The sequence below is a fragment of the Candidatus Allofournierella excrementavium genome (assembly GCF_048526665.1).
Lineage (GTDB): Bacteria > Bacillota > Clostridia > Oscillospirales > Ruminococcaceae > Allofournierella_A > Allofournierella_A excrementavium.
This window is the reverse complement of the sequence record NZ_DBGFPE010000006.1, coordinates 1-20,036: the sequence shown is the minus strand read 5'-3', so window position 1 is coordinate 20,036 and position 20,036 is coordinate 1. Positions and strand designations below refer to the sequence as shown.

Annotated in this window: 18 protein-coding genes; 13 read left to right on the top strand and 5 right to left on the bottom strand. The window is 65.9% G+C overall.

What is annotated here, in order from left to right; translation table 11 throughout:
* Positions 1-81: 81 nt before the first annotated feature.
* The 5 genes from trxB to ACMI1Q_RS01970 all read right to left on the bottom strand — a co-directional run bounded on the left by trxB (position 82) and on the right by ACMI1Q_RS01970 (position 5,042).
* Positions 82-1,011 carry a thioredoxin-disulfide reductase gene (gene trxB, locus ACMI1Q_RS01990; RefSeq protein ID WP_419502628.1) on the bottom strand — a complete coding sequence of 310 codons (930 nt, stop codon included), beginning with the start codon at positions 1,009-1,011 and terminating at the stop codon, positions 82-84.
* A gap of 13 nt (positions 1,012-1,024) precedes the next feature.
* Positions 1,025-1,348, bottom strand: coding sequence for a thioredoxin family protein (locus ACMI1Q_RS01985; protein ID WP_177521593.1), 324 nt, complete (start codon positions 1,346-1,348; stop codon positions 1,025-1,027).
* Between the two features lie 133 nt (positions 1,349-1,481).
* Positions 1,482-2,096: a DUF6553 family protein gene (locus ACMI1Q_RS01980; RefSeq protein ID WP_419502627.1), complete on the bottom strand. Its 615-nt coding sequence runs from the start codon at positions 2,094-2,096 to the stop codon at positions 1,482-1,484.
* 75 nt (positions 2,097-2,171) lie between these two features.
* On the bottom strand, positions 2,172-4,292 hold the full coding sequence (locus tag ACMI1Q_RS01975) for an FtsX-like permease family protein (RefSeq protein WP_419502626.1): 2,121 nt from the start codon (positions 4,290-4,292) through the stop codon (positions 2,172-2,174).
* A gap of 6 nt (positions 4,293-4,298) precedes the next feature.
* Complete coding sequence (locus tag ACMI1Q_RS01970) at positions 4,299-5,042, bottom strand: ABC transporter ATP-binding protein (protein WP_419502625.1); 744 nt, start codon at positions 5,040-5,042, stop codon at positions 4,299-4,301.
* Between the two features lie 234 nt (positions 5,043-5,276).
* Between ACMI1Q_RS01970 and ACMI1Q_RS01965 the strand changes: the two genes are divergently transcribed.
* From ACMI1Q_RS01965 to ACMI1Q_RS01905, 13 genes are all read left to right on the top strand, one after another.
* Positions 5,277-5,990 carry a LytR/AlgR family response regulator transcription factor gene (locus ACMI1Q_RS01965; protein ID WP_419502624.1) on the top strand — a complete coding sequence of 238 codons (714 nt, stop codon included), beginning with the start codon at positions 5,277-5,279 and terminating at the stop codon, positions 5,988-5,990.
* A gap of 4 nt (positions 5,991-5,994) precedes the next feature.
* Positions 5,995-7,263, top strand: coding sequence for a sensor histidine kinase (locus tag ACMI1Q_RS01960; RefSeq protein ID WP_419502623.1), 1,269 nt, complete (start codon positions 5,995-5,997; stop codon positions 7,261-7,263).
* Positions 7,264-7,463: 200 nt separating this feature from the next.
* Complete coding sequence (locus tag ACMI1Q_RS01955; protein WP_419502622.1) at positions 7,464-9,197, top strand: ABC transporter ATP-binding protein/permease; 1,734 nt, start codon at positions 7,464-7,466, stop codon at positions 9,195-9,197.
* Positions 9,194-10,855 (top strand): amino acid ABC transporter ATP-binding/permease protein, encoded by a 1,662-nt coding sequence (locus tag ACMI1Q_RS01950; RefSeq protein WP_419502621.1) that lies wholly within the window; start codon positions 9,194-9,196, stop codon positions 10,853-10,855. Before ACMI1Q_RS01955 ends, ACMI1Q_RS01950 begins: the two co-directional genes overlap by 4 nt.
* Positions 10,855-11,190 (top strand): nitrous oxide-stimulated promoter family protein, encoded by a 336-nt coding sequence (locus ACMI1Q_RS01945; protein WP_419502620.1) that lies wholly within the window; start codon positions 10,855-10,857, stop codon positions 11,188-11,190. The genes ACMI1Q_RS01950 and ACMI1Q_RS01945 overlap by 1 nt, the downstream gene beginning before the upstream one ends.
* Positions 11,190-11,567 carry a YbaN family protein gene (locus ACMI1Q_RS01940; RefSeq protein WP_419502619.1) on the top strand — a complete coding sequence of 126 codons (378 nt, stop codon included), beginning with the start codon at positions 11,190-11,192 and terminating at the stop codon, positions 11,565-11,567. Before ACMI1Q_RS01945 ends, ACMI1Q_RS01940 begins: the two co-directional genes overlap by 1 nt.
* A gap of 83 nt (positions 11,568-11,650) precedes the next feature.
* Positions 11,651-12,586: a type I phosphomannose isomerase catalytic subunit gene (locus ACMI1Q_RS01935; RefSeq protein WP_419502618.1), complete on the top strand. Its 936-nt coding sequence runs from the start codon at positions 11,651-11,653 to the stop codon at positions 12,584-12,586.
* Positions 12,587-12,905: 319 nt separating this feature from the next.
* Positions 12,906-13,856 carry an ROK family protein gene (locus ACMI1Q_RS01930; RefSeq protein WP_419502617.1) on the top strand — a complete coding sequence of 317 codons (951 nt, stop codon included), beginning with the start codon at positions 12,906-12,908 and terminating at the stop codon, positions 13,854-13,856.
* 74 nt (positions 13,857-13,930) lie between these two features.
* Positions 13,931-14,941 (top strand): Gfo/Idh/MocA family protein, encoded by a 1,011-nt coding sequence (locus ACMI1Q_RS01925; RefSeq protein ID WP_419502616.1) that lies wholly within the window; start codon positions 13,931-13,933, stop codon positions 14,939-14,941.
* Complete coding sequence (locus ACMI1Q_RS01920) at positions 14,938-15,699, top strand: DeoR family transcriptional regulator (protein WP_177522506.1); 762 nt, start codon at positions 14,938-14,940, stop codon at positions 15,697-15,699. Before ACMI1Q_RS01925 ends, ACMI1Q_RS01920 begins: the two co-directional genes overlap by 4 nt.
* A 194-nt stretch (positions 15,700-15,893) precedes the next feature.
* Entirely contained in the window at positions 15,894-16,652 is a 759-nt protein-coding gene (locus ACMI1Q_RS01915; protein WP_419502615.1) for an N-acetylmannosamine-6-phosphate 2-epimerase, read from the top strand.
* A gap of 29 nt (positions 16,653-16,681) precedes the next feature.
* Positions 16,682-18,961 (top strand): pyruvate formate lyase family protein, encoded by a 2,280-nt coding sequence (locus ACMI1Q_RS01910; RefSeq protein WP_419502614.1) that lies wholly within the window; start codon positions 16,682-16,684, stop codon positions 18,959-18,961.
* 10 nt (positions 18,962-18,971) lie between these two features.
* Entirely contained in the window at positions 18,972-19,880 is a 909-nt protein-coding gene (locus tag ACMI1Q_RS01905) for a glycyl-radical enzyme activating protein (protein WP_419502613.1), read from the top strand.
* The last annotated feature ends 156 nt before the right edge of the window (positions 19,881-20,036 follow it).

Here is a 20,036-nt window from a genome sequence, read left to right as displayed (position 1 = left end):
GGCGGCGCCGTCTGGCAATCGGAACAAAATGAAAAAGCACACCGCGGGCAGTCCGGGGTGTGCTTTTTGGCTTGGGGGCGCTCACGCGCCGCCCGCCAGATATTCCTCGGCCATGTGCACCGCCATGGCCCCGTCGGCCACCGCGGTGACCACCTGACGCAGAGGTTTTGTGCGCACGTCGCCCACGGCAAAAACGCCGGGCACGCTGGTCTTTGTGGTCTCGTCCGCCACGATGTAGCCGCTCCCGTCCAGTTCCAGCTGGCCCTCGGCCAGTTGGGTGGCGGGCTTGCGGCCCACGCTGACGAACAGCCCGTCGCAGGGCAGAAGGGTCTCTTCGCCGGTGTTCACGTCCCGCAGCTTCACGCCGGTGAGCTTGTCGTCGTGGAGCAGTTCGGTGACGGTGCTGTTCCAGCGGAACTCCACGTTTTCGGCATCCATCAGCGGTTGGTGATAGACCTTCGTGGCCCGCAGGGTGTCCCGGCGGTGGACCAAAATCACCTTTTCGGCAATGCGGCTCAGCAGCAGGGCATCCTCCGCCGCGGAGTTGCCACCGCCCACCACCACAACGGTCTTGCCCTTGTAGCGCATGCCGTCGCAGGCGGCGCAGTAGGCCACGCCCCGGCCGGTGAGGGCCGCCTCATTTTCCAGCCCCAGCTGCCGGGGGTCGGCCCCGGTGGCCAGCGCCACGGTGCGGGCGTAAAAATCGCCCTCGCTGGTGTGCAGCACCTTGGGGCTGGCGGTCAGGTCCGCCCGCTCCACCTGGGCGTACTCGGTCCTTGCGCCGAACCGCTGGGCCTGCTGCTGCATCTTTTCCCCCAGGGTGAAGCCGTCGATGCCCTCTTCGTAGCCGGGGTAGTTGTCGATGACGTCGGTCAGGGCCATCTGCCCGCCCGCCGAAAGCTTTTCCAGCACCAGCGTGTCCAGCCCGGCCCGGGCGGCATAGAGGGCGGCGGTGTAGCCGCCGGGGCCGCCGCCCACCACGATCATATCGTAAACATGGGTGTCGCTCATGTTCGGTGTCTCCTCACTGCTCCAGCGTCTCCCGGATGAACCGGTCGATGGCCGCCTTGGAGTCGGGGGCGACGATGGAGCCCAGCGCCTTGCCGTCACGGTAGAGCACCAGGGTGGGGATGACCTCCACCCCCGCGTCCTTCGCCAGCTGGCCGTCCTCGTCGATGTTCACCTTGGCCACCGTCAGCCGGTCGGAATACTCCCCGGCGATCTGGTCATAGGCAGGGCCGATGCGCCGGCAGTAGCCGCACCAGGGGGCCCAGAAGTCCACCAGAAGGGGCTTGTCCCCCGCGGCGCTCTGCTTGAATTGTTCTGCGTTTATGTTGATGGCTGCCATACCGGTCAGCTCCTTTCCTTTTGTTTGAGTTTAGTATACCCCCAAACGCGGCTTTTTTCAGTGATGACGTCACTCAAGGGCCGCAAACAAAAACAGGACCTCCGCCGGAGGTCCTGTTTGTTTTTCGTTGTGCTCACGCTTCGGCCTGCCCGCACTGGGCAAAGGCGCGTTCCAGCGCCTCGGTCCCGGCGGGGAACACCAGGGCGAAGGCCTCCCGGGCGGCGGGGGCAAGGGGGGCGAAGGCATCGTCCATGCCCGCCCAGCGGGGCACCGTCAGGGTCACCTCCGCCACTTCCTTTGCCGCCTTGCCGACGATCTGCTCGTCCTTCATGCGCATCATGCCCATCAGCATGGTGCCGTAGTTGCTCTGGACGCAGGTGGTCAGATACAGCCGCACCGCGTGCATCAGCTCGCTGTGCAGCAGCGGCTGCACAAGGCCCGCGTCGCCCTCCGGCTGCAAAAGACCGGTCATCTTTTCCAGCTCCTTGCGGGCGGCGCGCACCTGACGGGGGGCGAGCCCCACCTTGCGCCAGTGGTCCAGCGACAGCCACAGGGCGATGTAGCGGTCCGCCAGCGGGGCGTTCTTCCGGGGCTGCACATAGCGCAGTTCCCACAGCCTGCGGCGGATCTCATTTTCCGCCGCGTCGCCTTCGCCCGCGGCCATGGCCTCGTCCAGCAGCCTGCGCCGCCTTTCCGGGTCAAACTCTTCATAATACCGCTCGGGCCAGGAAGTTTGGGGATGTGCCATGATGGGGCCTCCTTCGCGCGCAGGCGCAGTTTTGCTATAAGTATCCCACGCGGCGGGCCGGATGTCAACGGCGCGTCAAAGCCCCAGCACACGAAAAACGCCCCGCACCGCCAGCCGGTACACGCACCAGAGCGCCGCGGCCACCGCCGCCGCCAGCCCAAGGCAGCTGACAAGGCCCGCCAGCTCCCCGGCGGTGAAACTGCCGTCGTTGAAAAACATGATCATGCCGTAAAAGGCGTACATGAGGCCGATGCCCGCGGCGGTGGGCACGGTGAACACCCGCCGCACCTGGCTGCGGGCCGAGCGGCGCATCCAGTCCGCCGACGCGCCCAGCCGGCGCAGATCGCCGTAGACCCGGCGGTTTTCCAGCGCGATGGTGAGGCTGCGCACGAAACCGATGACCGCCGCCGCCGCAAAGCACACGGTGCTGATGAAAAGGAACAGCATCAGAAACACCGCCAGCGTGCGCACAAAGTCCGCCTTGTCCAGCGCCCGGAACTGGGGCATGTACTGCCAGAACAGGCGGAACTCGGAGCTGTCCCGCAGGGCGTAGTCGATGGCGCTCTCGCCGTTTGCCAAAAGGGTCTCCCGGTCCAGGAAATAGGAGCCCTCTTCCTCGATATAGCGCTGGCGTACCACCGGGTCCCAGCCGCTGTGCAGAGCCACCTCCGGGCCGGAGCGGTCCACGATCTCGTTGAAGAGCGCCTTGGCAAAGGCGTATTCATCGCCGCCCTCCGCCGCGTCAAAAAAGACCATCTGCTCCCGCCAGTCGCCGGGCAGGCCGGCGGTCATCGCGGCCCAGTCGCCGTCGTCCAGCACGAAATGCCCGAACAGCATGTCGCTGCGCAGCGGTGCGGCGGCGCTGACGGGCAGGCGCCGGTCGGTGACGGTGTTGGTCACAAGGCTGATGCCGGGGGAGAACCTGCCCTGGCTGCTGCCGGAAGCGTCCAGTACCGCCGCGGCCTGCCCCGGCGCGATGTCCACGCTCTCGCCGGTGAGGGCGTTCCAGCCGCTCTCGGACAAAAACAGCTCCGAGGAATTCAGCTCGCTGTACACGGCCTCCCAGGTGGTGCCCAGCGGGCCCTCGGTCTCCACGTCGTGCTCGCCGTCCACCCCCAGGCGCGCCATGGGCGCCTCGGCCCAATGGGTCACCTCCACGCCGTGCTCTTCGGCCAGCGCCAGCACCTCGTCCTTCTGGGGCATGTCCTGGTCGGCCCGGTAATGGAAGGCGAAGTCCACCGGGCGGGCGTCGTAGCTGAGCATGGAGCCGGTGCCCAGCATGGGCGCATAGAAGCCCGCGAAGCACGCCCCGCCGATGAGCACCGTCATCACCAGCATGTTGCGCACCGTCTGGCGGCCCTCAAAGCGCATCATGGACACCGAGAGGATGTCCCGGTGCCAGGCGGCTCTGCGGCCCCAGCCGTTGACCACCGTGTGCAGCAGCATCATATACAGCCCCGCCAGCGCGGGCAGATAGAACGGCGCGGTGAAAATGGCGGGGGCATACCAGTGCAGCCACCGCACGCAGATGGTGGGCACGAGATAGCCGCACAGGCAGCCCGCCGCCGTCAGCAGGATGCCCAGCCAGCCGTAGAAGCGGGGCACCGCCCGCACCGGCTCGGCGGTGTGGCTCTGGCGCACCACCTCCATGATGCTGGCCCTGTGCACCGAGCGCCGGCCCATCCACAGCAGCATGAGCACCGTGTAGGCGGCAAAGGCCAGCGGCCAGGCCAGCGCGCCGAAGTCAAAGCGCAGGGGCATCTCGCCGCTGTCCACCACAAAGGCGCGGAACAGCTGCCACAGCCCGAAGGCCAGCGGCACGCCCAGCACAGCCCCCGCCCCGCAGGCGGTCAGTCCCAGCACGCACACCTCCGGCAGCAGCAGCGCCTGCACCTGCCCCCGGCTGGCCCCCAGCGCCAGAAACACCCCCGTCTCCCGGGAGCACTGGCGGAAAAACAGCCCGGCGGCGTAGGCGGTGAACACCCCGCAGCCCAGCACCGCCAGTGCAAAGACCATGATGACCTGCTTGCGGCTGTCTCCCCCCTCGGGCAGCACCTCAAGGATGGTGGGCGCGCGCATCATCAGGGCGTAGGCGGTGATGAGCAGCGTGGAAAAAAAGCAGCACCCGGCCAAAAGGGCGTAACGGCTGCGGCCGCGGCTGCGCAGCCGGGCCCACACGGAAGTAAAGCTGTTCACGGCGGCTCACTCCTTTCCCATTTCCCGGATGGCGTCCAGCAGCAGGTCCTGAAACGCGCTGCGCTCCATGCCGCCCTTTTCCAGCGTGCGGCGCACCCGGCCGTCCTGCAAAATGACCACCCGGTCGCAGTGGGAGGCGGCGTAGGAGTCGTGGGTCACCATGAAAATGGTGGCCCCCAGCGCCTGCCGGGCCTGCTCAAAGGTGCGGATGACCGCCCGGGCGGACTTGGAGTCCAGGTTGCCGGTGGGTTCGTCCGCCAGCACCAGCAGCGGATGGTTGATGAGCGCCCGTGCCACCGCCGTGCGCTGCTTTTCGCCGCCGGAGATCTCGGCGGGGTATTTGTCCCGGATGCCGCCGATGCCGAACACATCGCACAATTGGTCCGCCCGGGCCTCAGCGGTGCTGTTGATGTGCCCGCTCAAAATAGCCGGCAGCAGGATGTTCTCCCGCACCGAGAGGCCGTCCAGCAAAAGAAAATCCTGAAAGACGAAGCCCAGTTTCCGGTTGCGCACCCCGGCCAGTTCGTCCTCCTTCAGCCGGGCCAGCTCCACCCCGTCCAGCAGGATGCTGCCGGAGTCGGCGGGGGTGTAGCAGGAGATGCAGTTGAGCAGGGTGGTCTTGCCGGAGCCGGAGGGCCCCATCACCGCCACGAACTCGCCTTTTTTCACCGTCAGGCTCACCCCGCTCAGCACGTCGTAGGTGGAGCCGCCCACCCGGTAGGATTTGTAAAGGTCTTTCACCGTGAGCATGTCGTGTTCCTTCCTTTCCGGGGCCGAAAAAACGCCCGGCCCTCTGCTTTGAGGGTAACGCCGGCGGCCCGGCGGCGCAAACGGGGCGGTCAAATTCGGGCTGGGCGGGGCCAGCTTTTGCGCGGCGGGGGCGGAGCATGTAAAATTTGGCGGCTCTGCCGTCAAGTTTGGTTTGGCGCTTCGGGCCCCGCCGTGGTACAATACCCGCAGAAACCCGGAAAGGAGGGGAGCGCCGTGCTTCGCATCGGCATCTGTGACGACGTGTACGACGCCCGGCTGGTGCTGCGGGCCGCGCTGGAGCGCGCGGCGGAAAAGCGCCGCATCACTGCCGCGTTCTTTGAATTTTCCGCCGGGGAGAACCTGCTGCGCTGGCTGGAAGGCCACGCGGGGGAGCTGGACCTGGTGTTCCTGGACCTGGAGATGGGCGAGGTGGACGGCATCGAGACCGCCCGGCGGCTGCGGGCGGCGGACGAGGGGCTGCAGATCGTGTTCGTCACCGGCCATGCCGACCGTGTGTTCGACGGCTACGGCGTGGGGGCGCTGGGCTATCTGCTCAAGCCCCCGGCCCCCGAGGCGCTGGAGGAGATGCTGGACCGGGCCGGGGCGGCGCTGTGCCGCGCGCTGGAGCGGGCCTATGTCTGCCGCAGCGGCGAGGTGTATTACCGCATCCCCCTGCAAAAGATACTTTACTTTTCCTCCGACCGGCGGCAGGTGACCTGCGTGACGGCGGACCGTTCGTATACCTTTTACGGCAAGCTGGACGACGTGGCCGCCCAGCTGGGGGCGGATTTTGTGCGGGTGCATCAGCGGTATCTGGTGCGGGCGGCGGCAGTGGAGCGGCTGGAGGGCGCGGAGGTCTATCTCGCGGGCGGCGCTTCGCTGCCGGTGAGCCGCTCCTGCCGGCAGGGGGCGCTGCTGGCCATGGCCCGGGCGGAACTGGGGGACTGACGCGATGGATGAACTGCTTCTGATTTTTCTGAGCCTTGCCTGCTCCGCCTGCATCGGCGCGCCCGCCTTTCTGCTTTGCCGCCCCTTTGCCGACCTGCGGGGCCGCCGGTGGCAGAAAGCGCTGATGCTGGTGGGCCTGGGCTACATGGGCAGCCTGCCCATCTGGGTGGGGGACCCGAACCTGCTCTACGCGCTGCCGGTGTTCCTGGCGGCGTTTTTGCTCTGCACCCGGGGCGACCTTGCGGGGCGGCTGGCGGTGGGGGTCATCCTCTTCTGCCTCATCATGTCGCTGAGCGCCCTCATCGACAACTACGCGGCGGAGGTGCTCTGGGGCGGCTTCACCAGCGACGTGTTCTCCCTCATGCTGCGCGCCGCGGCGCTGACCGGGGTGTGGCTCGTGCTGAAAAAACGCCTGCCGGAGCAGCCGGTGAGCCTTTCGCCCCGGCTGTGGCGGCTGGTGCTGGGCCTTGCGGCCATGCCCCTGTGCTCGCTGGCGGCGGTGGTGTTGCTCACCGGCGGGGCGGAACCCTCGCCCCAGGTGGACGGTCTCGCCTTGAAAATGGGCCTTGCGGTGCTGCCGGTGGCGCTGGCCACCTCGGTGCTGCTGCTCTTTGCCATCCTCGTGCTGGCCGAGCACGAAACGCTGGAACAGGCCCGGCGGCTGGCCTCTCTGCGGGAGGCCTATTATCAGGCCCTCCGCGCCCGGGAGAGCCAGGTGCGCCAGCTGCGCCACGATCTGCGCAACCACCTCTCGGTGCTGGGCGGGCTGATGGAGCAAAAGCGCTGGGCGGAGGCCTGCGCCTATCTGGACGAGCTGGGCCGCCAGGAAGGGCTGCAAGGCCCCGTGCGCTTTTGCGAGAACGAGGCGGCCAACGTGGTGCTGGCGGTGAAGGCGGCGGAGCTGGAGCAGGCGGGCGTGCGGGCGGATTTCAAGGCCCAGCTGCCCTCCTCGCTGCCCCTGTCGGACACCGACCTCTGCGCCCTTTTGGGCAACGCGCTGGACAACGCCCGGGAGGGCGCGGCCCGCTGCCCCGACCCCTGGGTGCGCCTGCGCTGCCGGCAGGATAAGGGTCTGTTCATGCTGCGGGTGGAAAACCCCGTTTCCGGCCCGGTGGACCCGGATCTTGCCACCACCAAGGCGGACCGCGCCGCCCACGGCTTCGGCATCCCCGGCATGCGGGAGATCGCGCAGCGGTGCGGCGGAACATTGCAGGCCGGGGCCGATCAGGGACGCTTCTGCCTGCTGGTCAGCCTGCCCTCCGTGCAAAGCTGAACCGCCCGCCCCCGTGCCATCGGGAGGGATGCGCCCGGCCGCTGCCCGTTTGCGCCGGGCCGCCCTCCCGCATTTTCCCTTGACAAAGAGGAGGAGAGTGTGGTATCCTGTACCGTGGTTAGCCAAGACTAACCAACTTTTTTGGATTTGAAGTTAGATAAAACTAACATTGCGCCCGAAGGCGCGGGGGGAGAGAAACGATGATCAACACACGGCTGATCGGCATGGTCAGCGAGAGCAAAAAGTACATCGCGGCGGGGGTGGCGTTCCAGTGGGTGTCGCTGGCGGCGAATATCCTGCTCACCGGCGCGGTCTGCCGCCTGCTGGCGGCGCTGTGGGCGGGCACGGCCGACCCGGCCGGCCTGCTGCGACTGGGTGCGCTGGCCGCCGCCGCGCTGGCGGTGCGCTTTGGCTGCACCCTGGCCTCGGCGGGCATGAGCTGGCGGTCCAGCCGGGCGGTGAAGGCAAAACTGCGCCGCCTTATCTATGAAAAGCTGCTGCGGCTGGGCGCGGCGGGCCGGCAGCAGGTGCGCACCAGCGAGGCCGTGCAGGTGGCGGTGGAAGGGGTGGACCAGCTGGAGGTCTACTTCGGCCAGTACCTGCCTCAGTTCTTCTACGCCATGCTGGCGCCGCTCACCCTGTTCGCGGTGCTGGCCCCGGTGGATGTGACGAGCGCCGTGGTGCTGCTGGTGTGTGTGCCGCTCATCCCGGTGTCCATCGCGGCGGTGCAGACCTGGGCCAAAAAGCTGCTGGGCCGCTACTGGGGGCAGTACACCGCCCTGGGCGACACTTTTCTGGAAAACCTGCAGGGTCTGACCACCCTGAAAATTTACGGCGCGGACGGGCAGAAGCACGCCGAGATGAACCGGCAGGCCGAGCAGTTCCGCCGCATCACCATGAAGGTGCTCACCATGCAGCTGAACTCCATCACCATCATGGACCTCATTGCCTACGGCGGCGCGGCGGCGGGCATGGCCCTGGCGGTGAGCCGTTTTGCCGCCGGCCGGGGGGACCTGGCGGGGGCGCTGTTCATCATTCTGCTGGCGGCGGAGTTCTTTCTGCCCATGCGCCTTTTGGGCAGCTTCTTCCACGTGGCCATGAACGGCATGGCCGCGGCGGAGCGCATTTTCCGCCTGCTGGACCTGCCCGAAGCGCCTGCGGCGGGCGGGCAGGTGCCCGAAGAGGGCGGCGTCGCTCTGCGGGGCGCGGCCTTTGCCTATGAGGCGGACCGCCCGGTGCTGCGGGGCGTGACCATGGAATTCCCGGCGGGCAGCTTCACCGCCGTGGTGGGCGAGTCCGGCTGCGGCAAGTCCACCGTGGCCTCGCTGCTCACCGGCCGACGCCGCCCGGATGAAGGCAGTGTCACGGTGGGCGGGCGCAGCCTTTCGGACATCGACGAGGCGGCCCTGGCCCGGCACATCACCTATATCTCCCACAACAGCTACCTGTTCAAGGGCACCGTGGCGGAGAACCTGCGCATGGCCCGGCCGGATGCGCCGGACGAGGCTCTCTGGCAGGCGCTGGAGCAGGTGAACCTTGCGGACTTTGTGCGCGGGGAAGGGGGCCTGGACGCCCCGGTGGCGGAGAAGGGCTCGAATCTCTCCGGCGGCCAGTGCCAGCGCCTTGCCCTGGCCCGGGCCCTTTTGCACGACAGCCCCGTTTACATCTTCGACGAGGCCACCTCCAACATCGACGTGGAAAGCGAAAACGACATCATGGCCCGCATCACCGAGCTGGCAAAGAGCAAAACGGTCATCCTCATCTCTCACCGGCTGGCCAACGTGGCCGGAGCGGACAAGCTCTATGTGCTGGAGAACGGCCGGGTGGCGGAAGAGGGCGGCCACGCCGAACTGCTGGCCCGGGGCGGGGTTTATGCCCGCCTGTGGAACGCCCAGCAGGAACTGGAACAGTATAAAAGGGGGGACGCGGTATGAAAAAGGAACGAAGCGGCTTTGCCGTGATGGCCCGGCTCATTGGGCTGGTAAAACCTCTGGCGGGCTACATGGCGCTGGCCGTCCTGATGGGGCTGGCGGGGCACCTGTGCGCCTCCTTCATCACCATCTTTGGGGTGTTCGGCCTGCTGCGGGTGCTGGGCCTGGGCGGCCCGCTGCCCCTGCCCGCCCTCTTCGCCGCCGCGGCAGTCATGGCCCTGGCCCGGGGGCTGCTGCGCTACGGCGAGCAGGCCTGCAACCACTTCATCGCCTTCAAGCTGCTGGCCCTTCTGCGGGATAAGGTGTTTGCCGCTCTGCGGCGGCTGGCCCCCGCCAAGCTGGAAGGGCGGGACAAGGGTGACCTGATTTCGGTCATCACCAGCGACATCGAGCTGCTGGAGGTGTTCTATGCCCACACCATTTCGCCCGCCGCCATCGCGCTGCTTTTCTCGGCGGGCATGACGGTGTTCATCGGCGCGGCGCACCCGCTGCTGGGGGCCATCGCCCTGGCCGCCTACCTCACGGTGGGGGTGCTGGTGCCGCTGGCCGCCAGCAAGGCCGCCGGCGGGGCGGGCATGGAGTTCCGCCGCCGCGCGGGGGAACTGTCCGCCTTTGTGCTGGACAGCCTGCGTGGCCTGCCGGAGATCCTGCAGTACGGCGCGGGCGGCCGCCGCCTTGCGGAGATGGAGCGCCGCACCGCCGAGCTGGCGGAGCACGAAGGGCGCATGAAGCGCACCGCGGCCTTCAATGCCGCCGTCACCAACACCCTCATCCTGGTGTTCGATCTGGCGATGCTCTTCGCGTCGGCGGCGCTGTGCATGTCCGGCCGGCTGGAGTTTGCCGGCGCGGCGGTGGCCACCGTGGCGCTGATGAGTTCCTTCGGCCCGGTGGTGGCTCTGGCCAACCTGGGCGCCGGGCTGCAGAACACCTTTGCCGCCGGCAACCGGGTGCTGGACATCCTGGAAGAGACCCCCGTCACGGCGGAGGTGGAAGGCTGCCCCGCCACCGGCTTTTCCGGCGCGAAGGTGGAAAACGTGACCTTCTCCTACGGCGACGAGCTCATTCTGGACGACCTTTCCCTGGACATCCCTCAGCACAGCGTCATCGGCGTCGTGGGCCGCAGCGGCAGCGGCAAATCCACCCTGCTCAAGCTGCTCATGCGCTTCTGGCAGGTGCGTCAGGGCCAGGTGGAAATTTCGGGCCGGCCCATCGACGGGGTGAACACCGCCGACCTGCGGGCCATGGAGGCCTATGTTACCCAGGAGACCCACCTCTTCCGGGATTCCATCCGGGCAAACCTGCGGATTGCAAAGCCCGGCGCCACCGACGCGGAAATCGAGGCCGCCTGCAAAAAGGCGGCGGTGCACGACTTCATCCAAAGCCTGCCCCAGGGCTACGACACCCCGGTGGGCGAGCTGGGCGAGACCCTCTCCGGCGGCGAGCGCCAACGGCTGGGCCTTGCCCGGGCCTTCCTTCACGACGCGCCCTTCCTGCTGCTGGATGAGCCCACCAGCAATCTGGACAGCCTGAACGAGGCGGTCATCCTGCGCTCGCTGGGGCAGGAGAGCACAGGACGCACGGTGGTGCTGGTGAGCCACCGGCGCAGCACCCTGCGCATCGCCGACCGGGTGGTGAGCGTGGAGCGTGGGCGGCTGAGCTGATGGACCTGCAAAGCAAACGCCGGCGGGAAAAGCAGGTGGTGGAGGCTATGATACGCCTCTACTGCCGCAAAAAGCACGGCGGCCGAAAGGAGCTCTGCCCCGAGTGCGCGGCCCTTCTGGACTATGCCTGCCAGCGCAGCGACCGCTGCCCCTTCATGGAGACAAAGACCTTCTGCTCCAACTGCAAGGTCCACTGCTACCGCCCCGAGATGCGCCGGAAAATACGGGAAGTGATGCGGTTTTCCGGCCCGCGGATGCTGCTGGCCCACCCGGTGCTGGCGGTGCGGCATCTCATCGAGAGCCGCCGGGAGAAAAAACAACAGGAGAGTGTTTGATGAAACTGAAAAAAGCGATGTATCTCACCCTGGGCTTTTTGGGCCTGGCGCTGGGCGCCGTGGGCGCGGTGCTGCCCCTGCTGCCCGCCTTCCCCTTCCTTTTGCTGGCGGCCTTCGGCTTTGGCAAAAGCAGCGAAAAGCTGAACAACTGGTTCAAAAACACCCGCCTTTACCGCGAGAATCTGGCGGACTATGTGGCGGGCAAAGGCATGACCCGCAGGACCAAGATACGCATCATGGTCACCGTGACCCTGCTCATGGCGGTGGGTTTTGCCATGATGCACGCCGTGCTCGTCGGGCGCATCATCCTGGGGGCGGTGTGGGTGTTCCACATCCTCTATTTCACCTTCGGGGTGCGCACCATCCCCGCCGAGTGATTTTGGGGCCGGGATTGATTTCGGTCGGCGGTGTGCTACAATAGGGGGCAGAAAAACCAACGACGGAAAAGGAGCGATGCCCCATGCCCATTCTGAAACTGAAGCCCGCCTGCAAGGACTATCTTTGGGGCGGCAGCAAGCTGCGGGAGGAGTACAACATCTCCTCTGATTTGAATCCGCTGGCGGAGGCCTGGGTGCTCTCCTGCCACCCGGACGGGCCCAGCGTGGTGGAAAACGGGCCCGACGCGGGTCTGACCCTGCCCCAGTACATCGAAAAGCACGGCAGGGGAGTGCTGGGCAAAAGCTGCGCCCGGTTCGAGGATTTCCCCATCCTCGTCAAGTTCATCGACGCGAAGGGCGATCTGTCCATTCAGGTGCACCCGGACAACGCCTACGCCCTGGAGCACGAGGGCCAGTACGGCAAGACCGAGATGTGGTACGTGCTGGAGGCGGAGCCGGACGCCTTCCTTTATTACGGCTTCAAGCACCCCATCGCCAAAGAAGAATACAAAGAGCGCATCGAGAACAACACCCTCACCGAGGTGCTGAACGCCGCCCCGGTGAAGAAGGGGGACGTGTTCTTCATCCCGGCGGGCACGCTGCACGCCATCTGCAAAGGCATTGTGATTGCAGAAATTCAGCAGAACTCCAACGTCACCTACCGGGTCTGCGACTACGGCCGCCTGGGCGCGGACGGCAAGCCCCGGCAGCTGCATGTGGCCCAGGCGCTGGAGGTGACCCGGTGCGTGCCGCCCCAGCCCCAGGACTTCGGCGGGCATCTGGCGGCCTGCCAGTACTTTGTGGCGGACGCGGTGCAGGGCGGCGCCGAAGGCATGTGCGACGACAGCTCCTTCACCAGCCTGCTCATCACCGGCGGGGAGGGCGTTCTTTCCTGCGGCGGCGAGGAACTGGCGGTGCGCAAGGGCGACAGCCTCTTTCTGCCCGCCGGCAGCGGCGGGTGGTCCCTCGCCGGCACGGCTTCGGCACTGGTGTGCCGTGTGCCTGCCCCACGGAACTGACCATCTGAAAAGCCTCTGCGCAAATGCGCAGAGGCTTTTCAGATTTTGCAAAAGATATCACAAACTGGGGGTTGCGCAAAGATTTTTAACACTCCTGCGTTTTGATGCAAACTTGGCGGCAATGCGTTGACGTTGCACACGGTTATTGTATAATTAGTACCAGGGATTTTTAAGGCCGCCGGATAAACGGTTCGAGCGGCGCATTTTTGCCGCCCGGGAAGGGCAAAAAACGGCCCAAAAATGGATGCAGCGGGCGCAAAGCCCCCTTCGAAAAGGCGAAAACATACAGGAAACAACGCAACGAGAGGCAGGAACATTTATGAAGCATTACCTCGGCATCGACCTTGGCGGCACCAACATCGCCGCCGGCGTCATCGATGAGAACCACCAGTTCGTTGCCCGCCACAGCGCGCCCACCAGGGGCGCCCGCCCCTTTGAGGCGGTGGTGCGCGACATCGCCGCCGCCGCCCGCGCGGTGGTGAAACAGGCCGGTCTGACGGAGAAGGACATCGGGTATGCGGGCATCGGAGCGCCCAGCACCATCGAGCCCGGCACCCAGCGCGTCGTGTTCGCCAACAACCTCGGCTGGAAGAAGGCCGACCTTGTGGGCGAGTTCAAAAAGCACTGGGACGTTCCTGTGCACATCGCCAACGACGCGGATTGCGCCGCCCTGGCAGAGTCCATCGCGGGCGCCGCGAAGGGCTATGACAACGTGCTGATGCTGACCCTCGGCACCGGCGTGGGCGGCAGCTTCGTGATGAACAGGAAAATTTATCTGGGCGGCAACGGCTACGGCTGTGAGCCCGGCCACTCCATCCTGGTCTACAACGGCGTGCAGTGCACCTGCGGCCGCAAGGGCTGCCTGGAAGCCTACGCCTCGGTAACGGCCCTCATCCGCGAGACCATCGAGATGATGGCCGCCTGCCCCACCAGCCTGATGTGCGAGATGTGCGGCGGCAACATGAGCCGCGTCAGCGGGCGCACCGCCTTTGACGCCGCCAAACAGGGCGACGAAGCCGCGCTGCAGGTGGTCCACAACTATGTGGAATATCTGGCCGCGGGCATCGGCAGTCTGGTCACCGCCTTCCGGCCCACCGTGGTCATCCTGGGCGGAGGCCTGAGCAACGAGGGCGAATACCTCCTGGGCCCGGTGCGCCGCCGCGTGAGCGAGACGGTGTATGCCTCCGACCTGATGGACCCGCCCGCGATCCTCAAGGCCACCCTGGGCAACGACGCGGGCATCATCGGCGCCGCGCTGCTGGGCGCGTAACGCCGGCATCTGCAAGCAAAGACCCCCACAGCACTCTTGTGGGGGTCTTTTTCGCAAAAGAGAGGGGAATCAAGATGAAGGTGCGTTTTGGCATCATCGGCAGCAATTTCATCGTGGACTGGTTTCGCGAAGCCGCGGCCCTCTGCCCGGACTGCGAGCTGACCGCGGTGTATTCCCGCACCAAGGAGCGGGCGGAGATGCTTGCGCGGGAGTGGGGCGTGCCCCATGCCCACCACACGCTGGAGAGCCTTGCGGCGGACGAGACGGTGGACGCGGTGTACATTGCCAGCCCCAACGTCTGCCATGCCGAGCAGGCCATTCGAATGATGGAGGCGGGCAAGCACGTGCTGTGCGAAAAGCCCATGGCCATCGACGCCGGGCAGCTGGCGCAGATGGAAGCGGCGGCCAAGGCCAACGGCGTGGTGCTGCTGGAGGCCATGCGCAGCGCCCACGGCCCGGTGGTGCCCGCCCTGCGCAGCGCCATGGAAGAAATCGGCCCCATCCGCGGCGCGTCCTTCTCCTACTGCCAGTATTCCTCCCGCTACGACAAATGGAAGGCGGGCATCGTGGAGAACGCCTTTGACCCGACGATGGGCGGCGGCGCTCTCACCGACCTGGGCGTATACTGCGTGCACATACTGGTCATGCTGCTGGGTCAACCCCGCGCCATCAGCGCCCACGCCGATTTCCTGCCCGGCTCCATCGACGCCATGGGCGACCTCACCGCCCGGTATCCCGGCTTCAATGCCAGCCTGACCTACAGCAAGATACACGAGAGCAGCTGCCCCTGCGAGGTGGCCGGCGAAAACGGCACCATCCAGTTCGGCCCGGTGGGCGCGCCCCGATGGGCACGCTGGAAAAAACGGGGCGGGGAATGGAAAACGATAGGGCTTGCTATTTGCGACAAGGACATGTATTATGAGATAGAAGACTTTATCGCCATGGTGCGGGGCGAACTGGACCCGGCGCCCTGGCGGCGTTGGTCCGGGATGGCCGCGAAGCTCCTGGACGAAGCCCGCAGTCAGGCGGGGATCGATTATCGGCCGCATGCTCCGCGGCCGGAAGAAACGAGGGATTTTGTATGATCGCATCGGAACGCAGCCTGTACATCCTGCGCGCGATCCATGAACGAGGCGTTATCAACCTGAAAGAGGTGGCAGTGGAGCTTGGCACCTCGGAAGCCACCATCCGCCGCGACCTGGAAAAGCTGGAGCGGGCGGGCAAGCTGACCCGCGTCCAGGGCGGCGCCACCAGCAACGGCGGCGGCGAGGAAAGCGGCGACATGAGCGAGCTGGCCATGCGCAGCAAAATGCAGATCAACCATGCCGAAAAGCTGGCCGTGGCCGCCGAAGCGGCGAAAAACGTGCAGGACGGCGACACCGTTTTTCTGGACTGCGGCACCTCCATCGCGCCGCTGGGCGCCATCCTGATGCGGCGCAAGGTGCGCATCGTCACCTACAGCACCCTGCTGCTGAGCCAGGTGAAGATGCCCAAGGCCGAGCTGGTGATGCTGGGCGGCTCCTACGACCCCCACCACAGCATCTTCACCGGCACCATGGCCGAGCAGATGCTGCGCAGCTTCCGCTTTGAGCACGCCTTCATCGGCTGCTACGGCGTGTCCCTCACCGAGGGCAAGTGCTACGACCTGGACATGGCCAGCACCAACATCAAGCTCATCGGCATGGAGAACGCCGTGCACCGCTACCTGCTGCTGGACGACTCCAAACTGGAGAAGCGGGGCTTCTACGGATTTGCCGACCTGGCAGCCTTCGATCAGGTGTACTGCACCCGCCCCCAGCAGCCTATGGACCTTCCGGGGAATTTTGCACTCGTTCAAAAATGAACAAAAATGTTCAATTTTGAAAAGAATAGTATTAAAAATGCAAACCGCTTGCGCTATTATTGTTATGGAAACAAGGGCTCGGCGGTTTGCATTTTTTTGCATCCGCGGCAGCGCAGGGGCTCGCCCCATAAGTACGGCGCACCGCGGCCGGAACGGCGGCTTTCCGCCCGGCGGGGTGGGGAAAGGAAGGAATCATGAAAACCCAGGATCCGAAAAAGCGCGCCATCCTCGAAAGCTTCAAAAACGGCCTCATCGTGTCCTGCCAGGTCCAGTGGGACGATCCCATCTACACCGATGACATGGTGGTGAAAATGGCCGAGGGCGCCCGCTGGGCCGGCGCCGTGGGCATCCGCGCCAACTCTCCCGAGCAGATCCGCGCCATTAAGGAGAAGGTGGACCTTCCCATGATCGGCCTTTACAAAATTTGGCACGACGACACCGACGTGTTCATCACCCCCACCCTGGAGGCCGCCCGCGAAGTGTGGGAGGCCGGCGCCGAGATCATCGCGCTGGACTGTACCGACCAGATCACCCACGAGGGCCGTCCCGCCTGGGAGTTGCTGCCCATCGTGAAGAAGGAAATTCCCGAGGCGATGATCTTCGCCGACGTCTCCAACTACAACGAGGCCAAGCGCGCGGTGGAGCTGGGCGCGGACATCGTGGGCCCCACCCTCTACGGCTACACCAAGGAGACCGCCTCCATCGAGTATCCCGACCTGCGCGAGTTTGCCCGCATGTGCCGCGACATGGGCGACGAGGCATACTTTGTGATGGAGGGCCACATCTATTCGCCCGAGGACGCCATCAAGTGCCTGTGCCTGGGCGCCCACAGCGTGGTGGTGGGCAGCGCCATCACCCGCCCGCACCTGACCGCCAAGCGCTTTGTGGACCTGATGAGCGGCTATCAGAACAACTGGCGCGACGCCGAAAAGAGCAAACACCAGAAGAAGTAAGCATCCTTAGATAAAAGAAGGGGACCGACATGGCAAAATTCAATGTGGACGGCATTCAAAATGTGGAAGTCAGCAAAAAGCTGCCTCCCCAGATGTCTCCCAGCGAACAGCTGGCGCTCATGCAGCGGTACACCGACACCCACCGCGCCTGCGCGGACCTGAGCAAGGAAGAGAGGGAAGTGCGCTGCCTGCGGGTGCTGTATCCCGCGCTGCTGCGCCGGATGGAGCCGGGCGACCTGTTCCTGGGCCGGCTGGACTTTCTGCCCATCGGCTTCGGCTGCGTCACCTCTCTGGGCGGCGTGGGGCACTACTGCGTGTTCGGCAAGCTGAAGGCCATGCGGGAGACCCTGCCCACCGAGGCAGAAAAGCAGCAGCTGGACGCGCTGTATCAGTACTGGCTGGACCATGACTGCAAGACCATCTACTGCAATGAGGTGCTGATCGACGACGTGATCGGCCGCTTCATCGACTGCGAGACCCCCCTCATCGCCACGGCGCGCCTTTCCGGCATGATGCTGGACTACGAGGCGCTGCTCAGCGGCGGTGTGGACGGCCTGCGCGCGCGCATCGACGCGGGCGCGGCGGCCAACGGCGAGAACGCCTTCTACGCCGCCTCCCGGCAGGCACTGGACCTGTTCTGCACCTGCGCGGAGCATCTGCGCGGTGAGGCTTTGGAGGCGGCCAAAACCGCCGAAGGCCCCCGTGCCGCCCAGCTGAACGCCATGGCCGCGGTGCTGGCCAACATCCAGCACGGCGCGCCCAAGACCTTCCCGGAGGCGTTGCAGCTGTTCTGGCTCTACGCGCTGATGGCGGGCGTCATCAACTACGGCCGCCTGGACGACCTGCTGGGGCCCTACCTCGCGGCGGACCTGGAAGCGGGCCGCCTCACCGAGGACGAGGCCTATGAGTACGTCAAGTGCCTGTGGCGGATGATCGAGAACCGCCGCACCACCGTCAACGGGCGCATCATCGTGGGCGGCCGCGGCCGCAAGCACCCCCGCGAGGCGGACGTGTTCCTGCGCCTTGCCATGCGGGCGGCCACCGAGCTGCGCTATGTGGAGCCCCAGTTCACCCTGCGCGTCACCAAGGACATGCCGGAGGAGATCTGGGATTCCGCCCTGGAGGCGCTGGGCCGCGGGGCCGCCTATCCCACCCTCTACAACGACGACGTGAACGTGCCCGCGGTGTCCTACGCCATGCGGGTGGACGAAAAGACCGCCGAGCAGTATGTGCCCTTCGGCTGCGGCGAGTACGTCATCGCCGGCCAGAGCACCGGCACCCCCAACACCTGCATCAATATGCTCAAGCTGCTGGAGATTTCCCTCAACGAGGGCATCGACCCCATGGACGGCAAGGACAAGAGCGACGGCGTGCCCCTGGCCCCGGCCAGCGAACTGCACACCTTCGAGGAGCTGTGGGCGCAGTACACCCGCCTTGTGGACCACTACCTTGACCTTTCCATCCACGCCCAGGTCCATTCCTACGAGGTCATGCGCCGTCAGGTGAGCTTTTTGTTCACCAGCCTGCTGATGGACGACTGCATCGCCCGGGGCAAGGCCGTGCTGGACGGCGGCGTGCGCTATCTGGGCGGCACCAACGAGACCTACGGCAACATCAACACCTCCGACGCGCTGTGGGCCATCAAGGACCTGGTGTACGACCAGAAGAAGTACACCCTGCCCCAGCTGGTGGCCGCGGCCAACGCGGACTTCGCCGGCGCGGAGGACATCCGCACCGCCCTGTGGAAGTGCGACAAGTACGGCAACGACCTGGACACCGCCGACGGCATGGCCGACCGGCTGTATCAGTTCGTGGCAAACGGCGTGCGGGACCGGGGCATCGCCGCGGGCATGCAGTACTACCTCATCGTTATCAGCAACAACCAGCTGAACACCGAGTGGGGCCGCCGCACCGCCGCCTCGCTGGACGGCCGCCATGCGGGCCAGTACATGAACCCCGCCAACAACCCCCAGGGCGGCGCCAACACCCACGGCCCCACCGCCATGCTCAACTCGCTGGCCAAGTTCGACGCCCGCCTCCACGGCGCGTCGGTGCAGAACATCAAGTTCGCCACCTCCTTCTTCCGGGAGAACCGGGAGAAGATAAAGGCCATGTTCAAGACCTACTTTGCCCGGGGCGGCTGCCATCTGATGGTCACCGTCATCGACCACGGCGTTCTGGAGGACGCGGTGGCCCATCCCGAGCGCTACCCCGACCTCATCGTGCGGGTCAGCGGCTTCTCGGCGGTGTTCGTCAATCTGGAGCCGGACATTCAGCAGGAGCTGATGAGCCGGGTCATGTATGAATGAGAGGCGCGCCATGACAAAGACCCTGCGGGTGATGGATGTGGAGCGGTTCGCCACCAAGGACGGGCCGGGCATCCGCACCACCGTGTTTTTAAAAGGCTGCCCCCTCCACTGCCCCTGGTGCGCAAACCCCGAGTCCCAGAGCGCGGCGGCCCAGCTTTTGTGGTTTTCCAATAAGTGCACCGCCTGCGGCGGCTGCCTGACCGCCTGCGGACAGGGGGCCAGAAGCGGCCGCCCGGGGGAAAAGCCCCGGCTGGACCGGGCAAAGTGCATCGCCTGCGGCGCATGCGCGGCGGTCTGCCCCGCCGGAGCGCTGCAGATTTCGGGAACCGAGCGCACCCCGGAATCACTGCTGGAAGAGGTGCTGCGGGACGCGGACTATTATGAGACTTCCGGCGGCGGCGTCACCGTCTCCGGCGGCGAGCCGCTGACCCAGCCCGAGGCGCTGGCGGAGTTTCTCTCCCTCTGCAAGCAGCACGGCCTGCACACCGCCGCCGAGACCTGCGGCGCGTTTACGCCCGCGGCGCTGGAGACCTGCGCGCCGTATCTGGACCTGTTCCTCTTCGATTTGAAGAGCGCCGACAGCGCCCGCCTTGCCGAAGTGACCGGCGCGGACCTCGACCGTGTGACCGCCAACCTGCGGCGCGCGGTGGAGCTGGGCCGGGAGGTGGTGGTCCGGGTGCCGGTGATCCCCGGCTTCAACCACGACGAGGCCAGTATGAAGGGCATCTTTGCCCTGGCGCTGGACTGCGGCGCAAAGCGGCTGGACCTCTTGCCCTACCACACGCTGGGCAAAAACAAGTACGCCGCGCTGGGCCGGGACTACCCGCTGGGCGACACCCCCATGCTCACCAAAGGGGAAGTGGAACCCTGGCGGCAGCTGGCCTGCTCCATGGGGCTGGACGCCCGGGTGGGCGGCTGAACAACAAAACAAAAGACCGCCGCATCGGTGTTCCGATGTGCACCTGTAAACTGAAAGTAGACACTCACAAAAGTGTGGGTGTCTACTTTTTTCGTGGTAAGAAGAAGAAAAGGAGGTAGAAAAATGGGAAAGAAAGGGACACCGCATCGAAAGTGG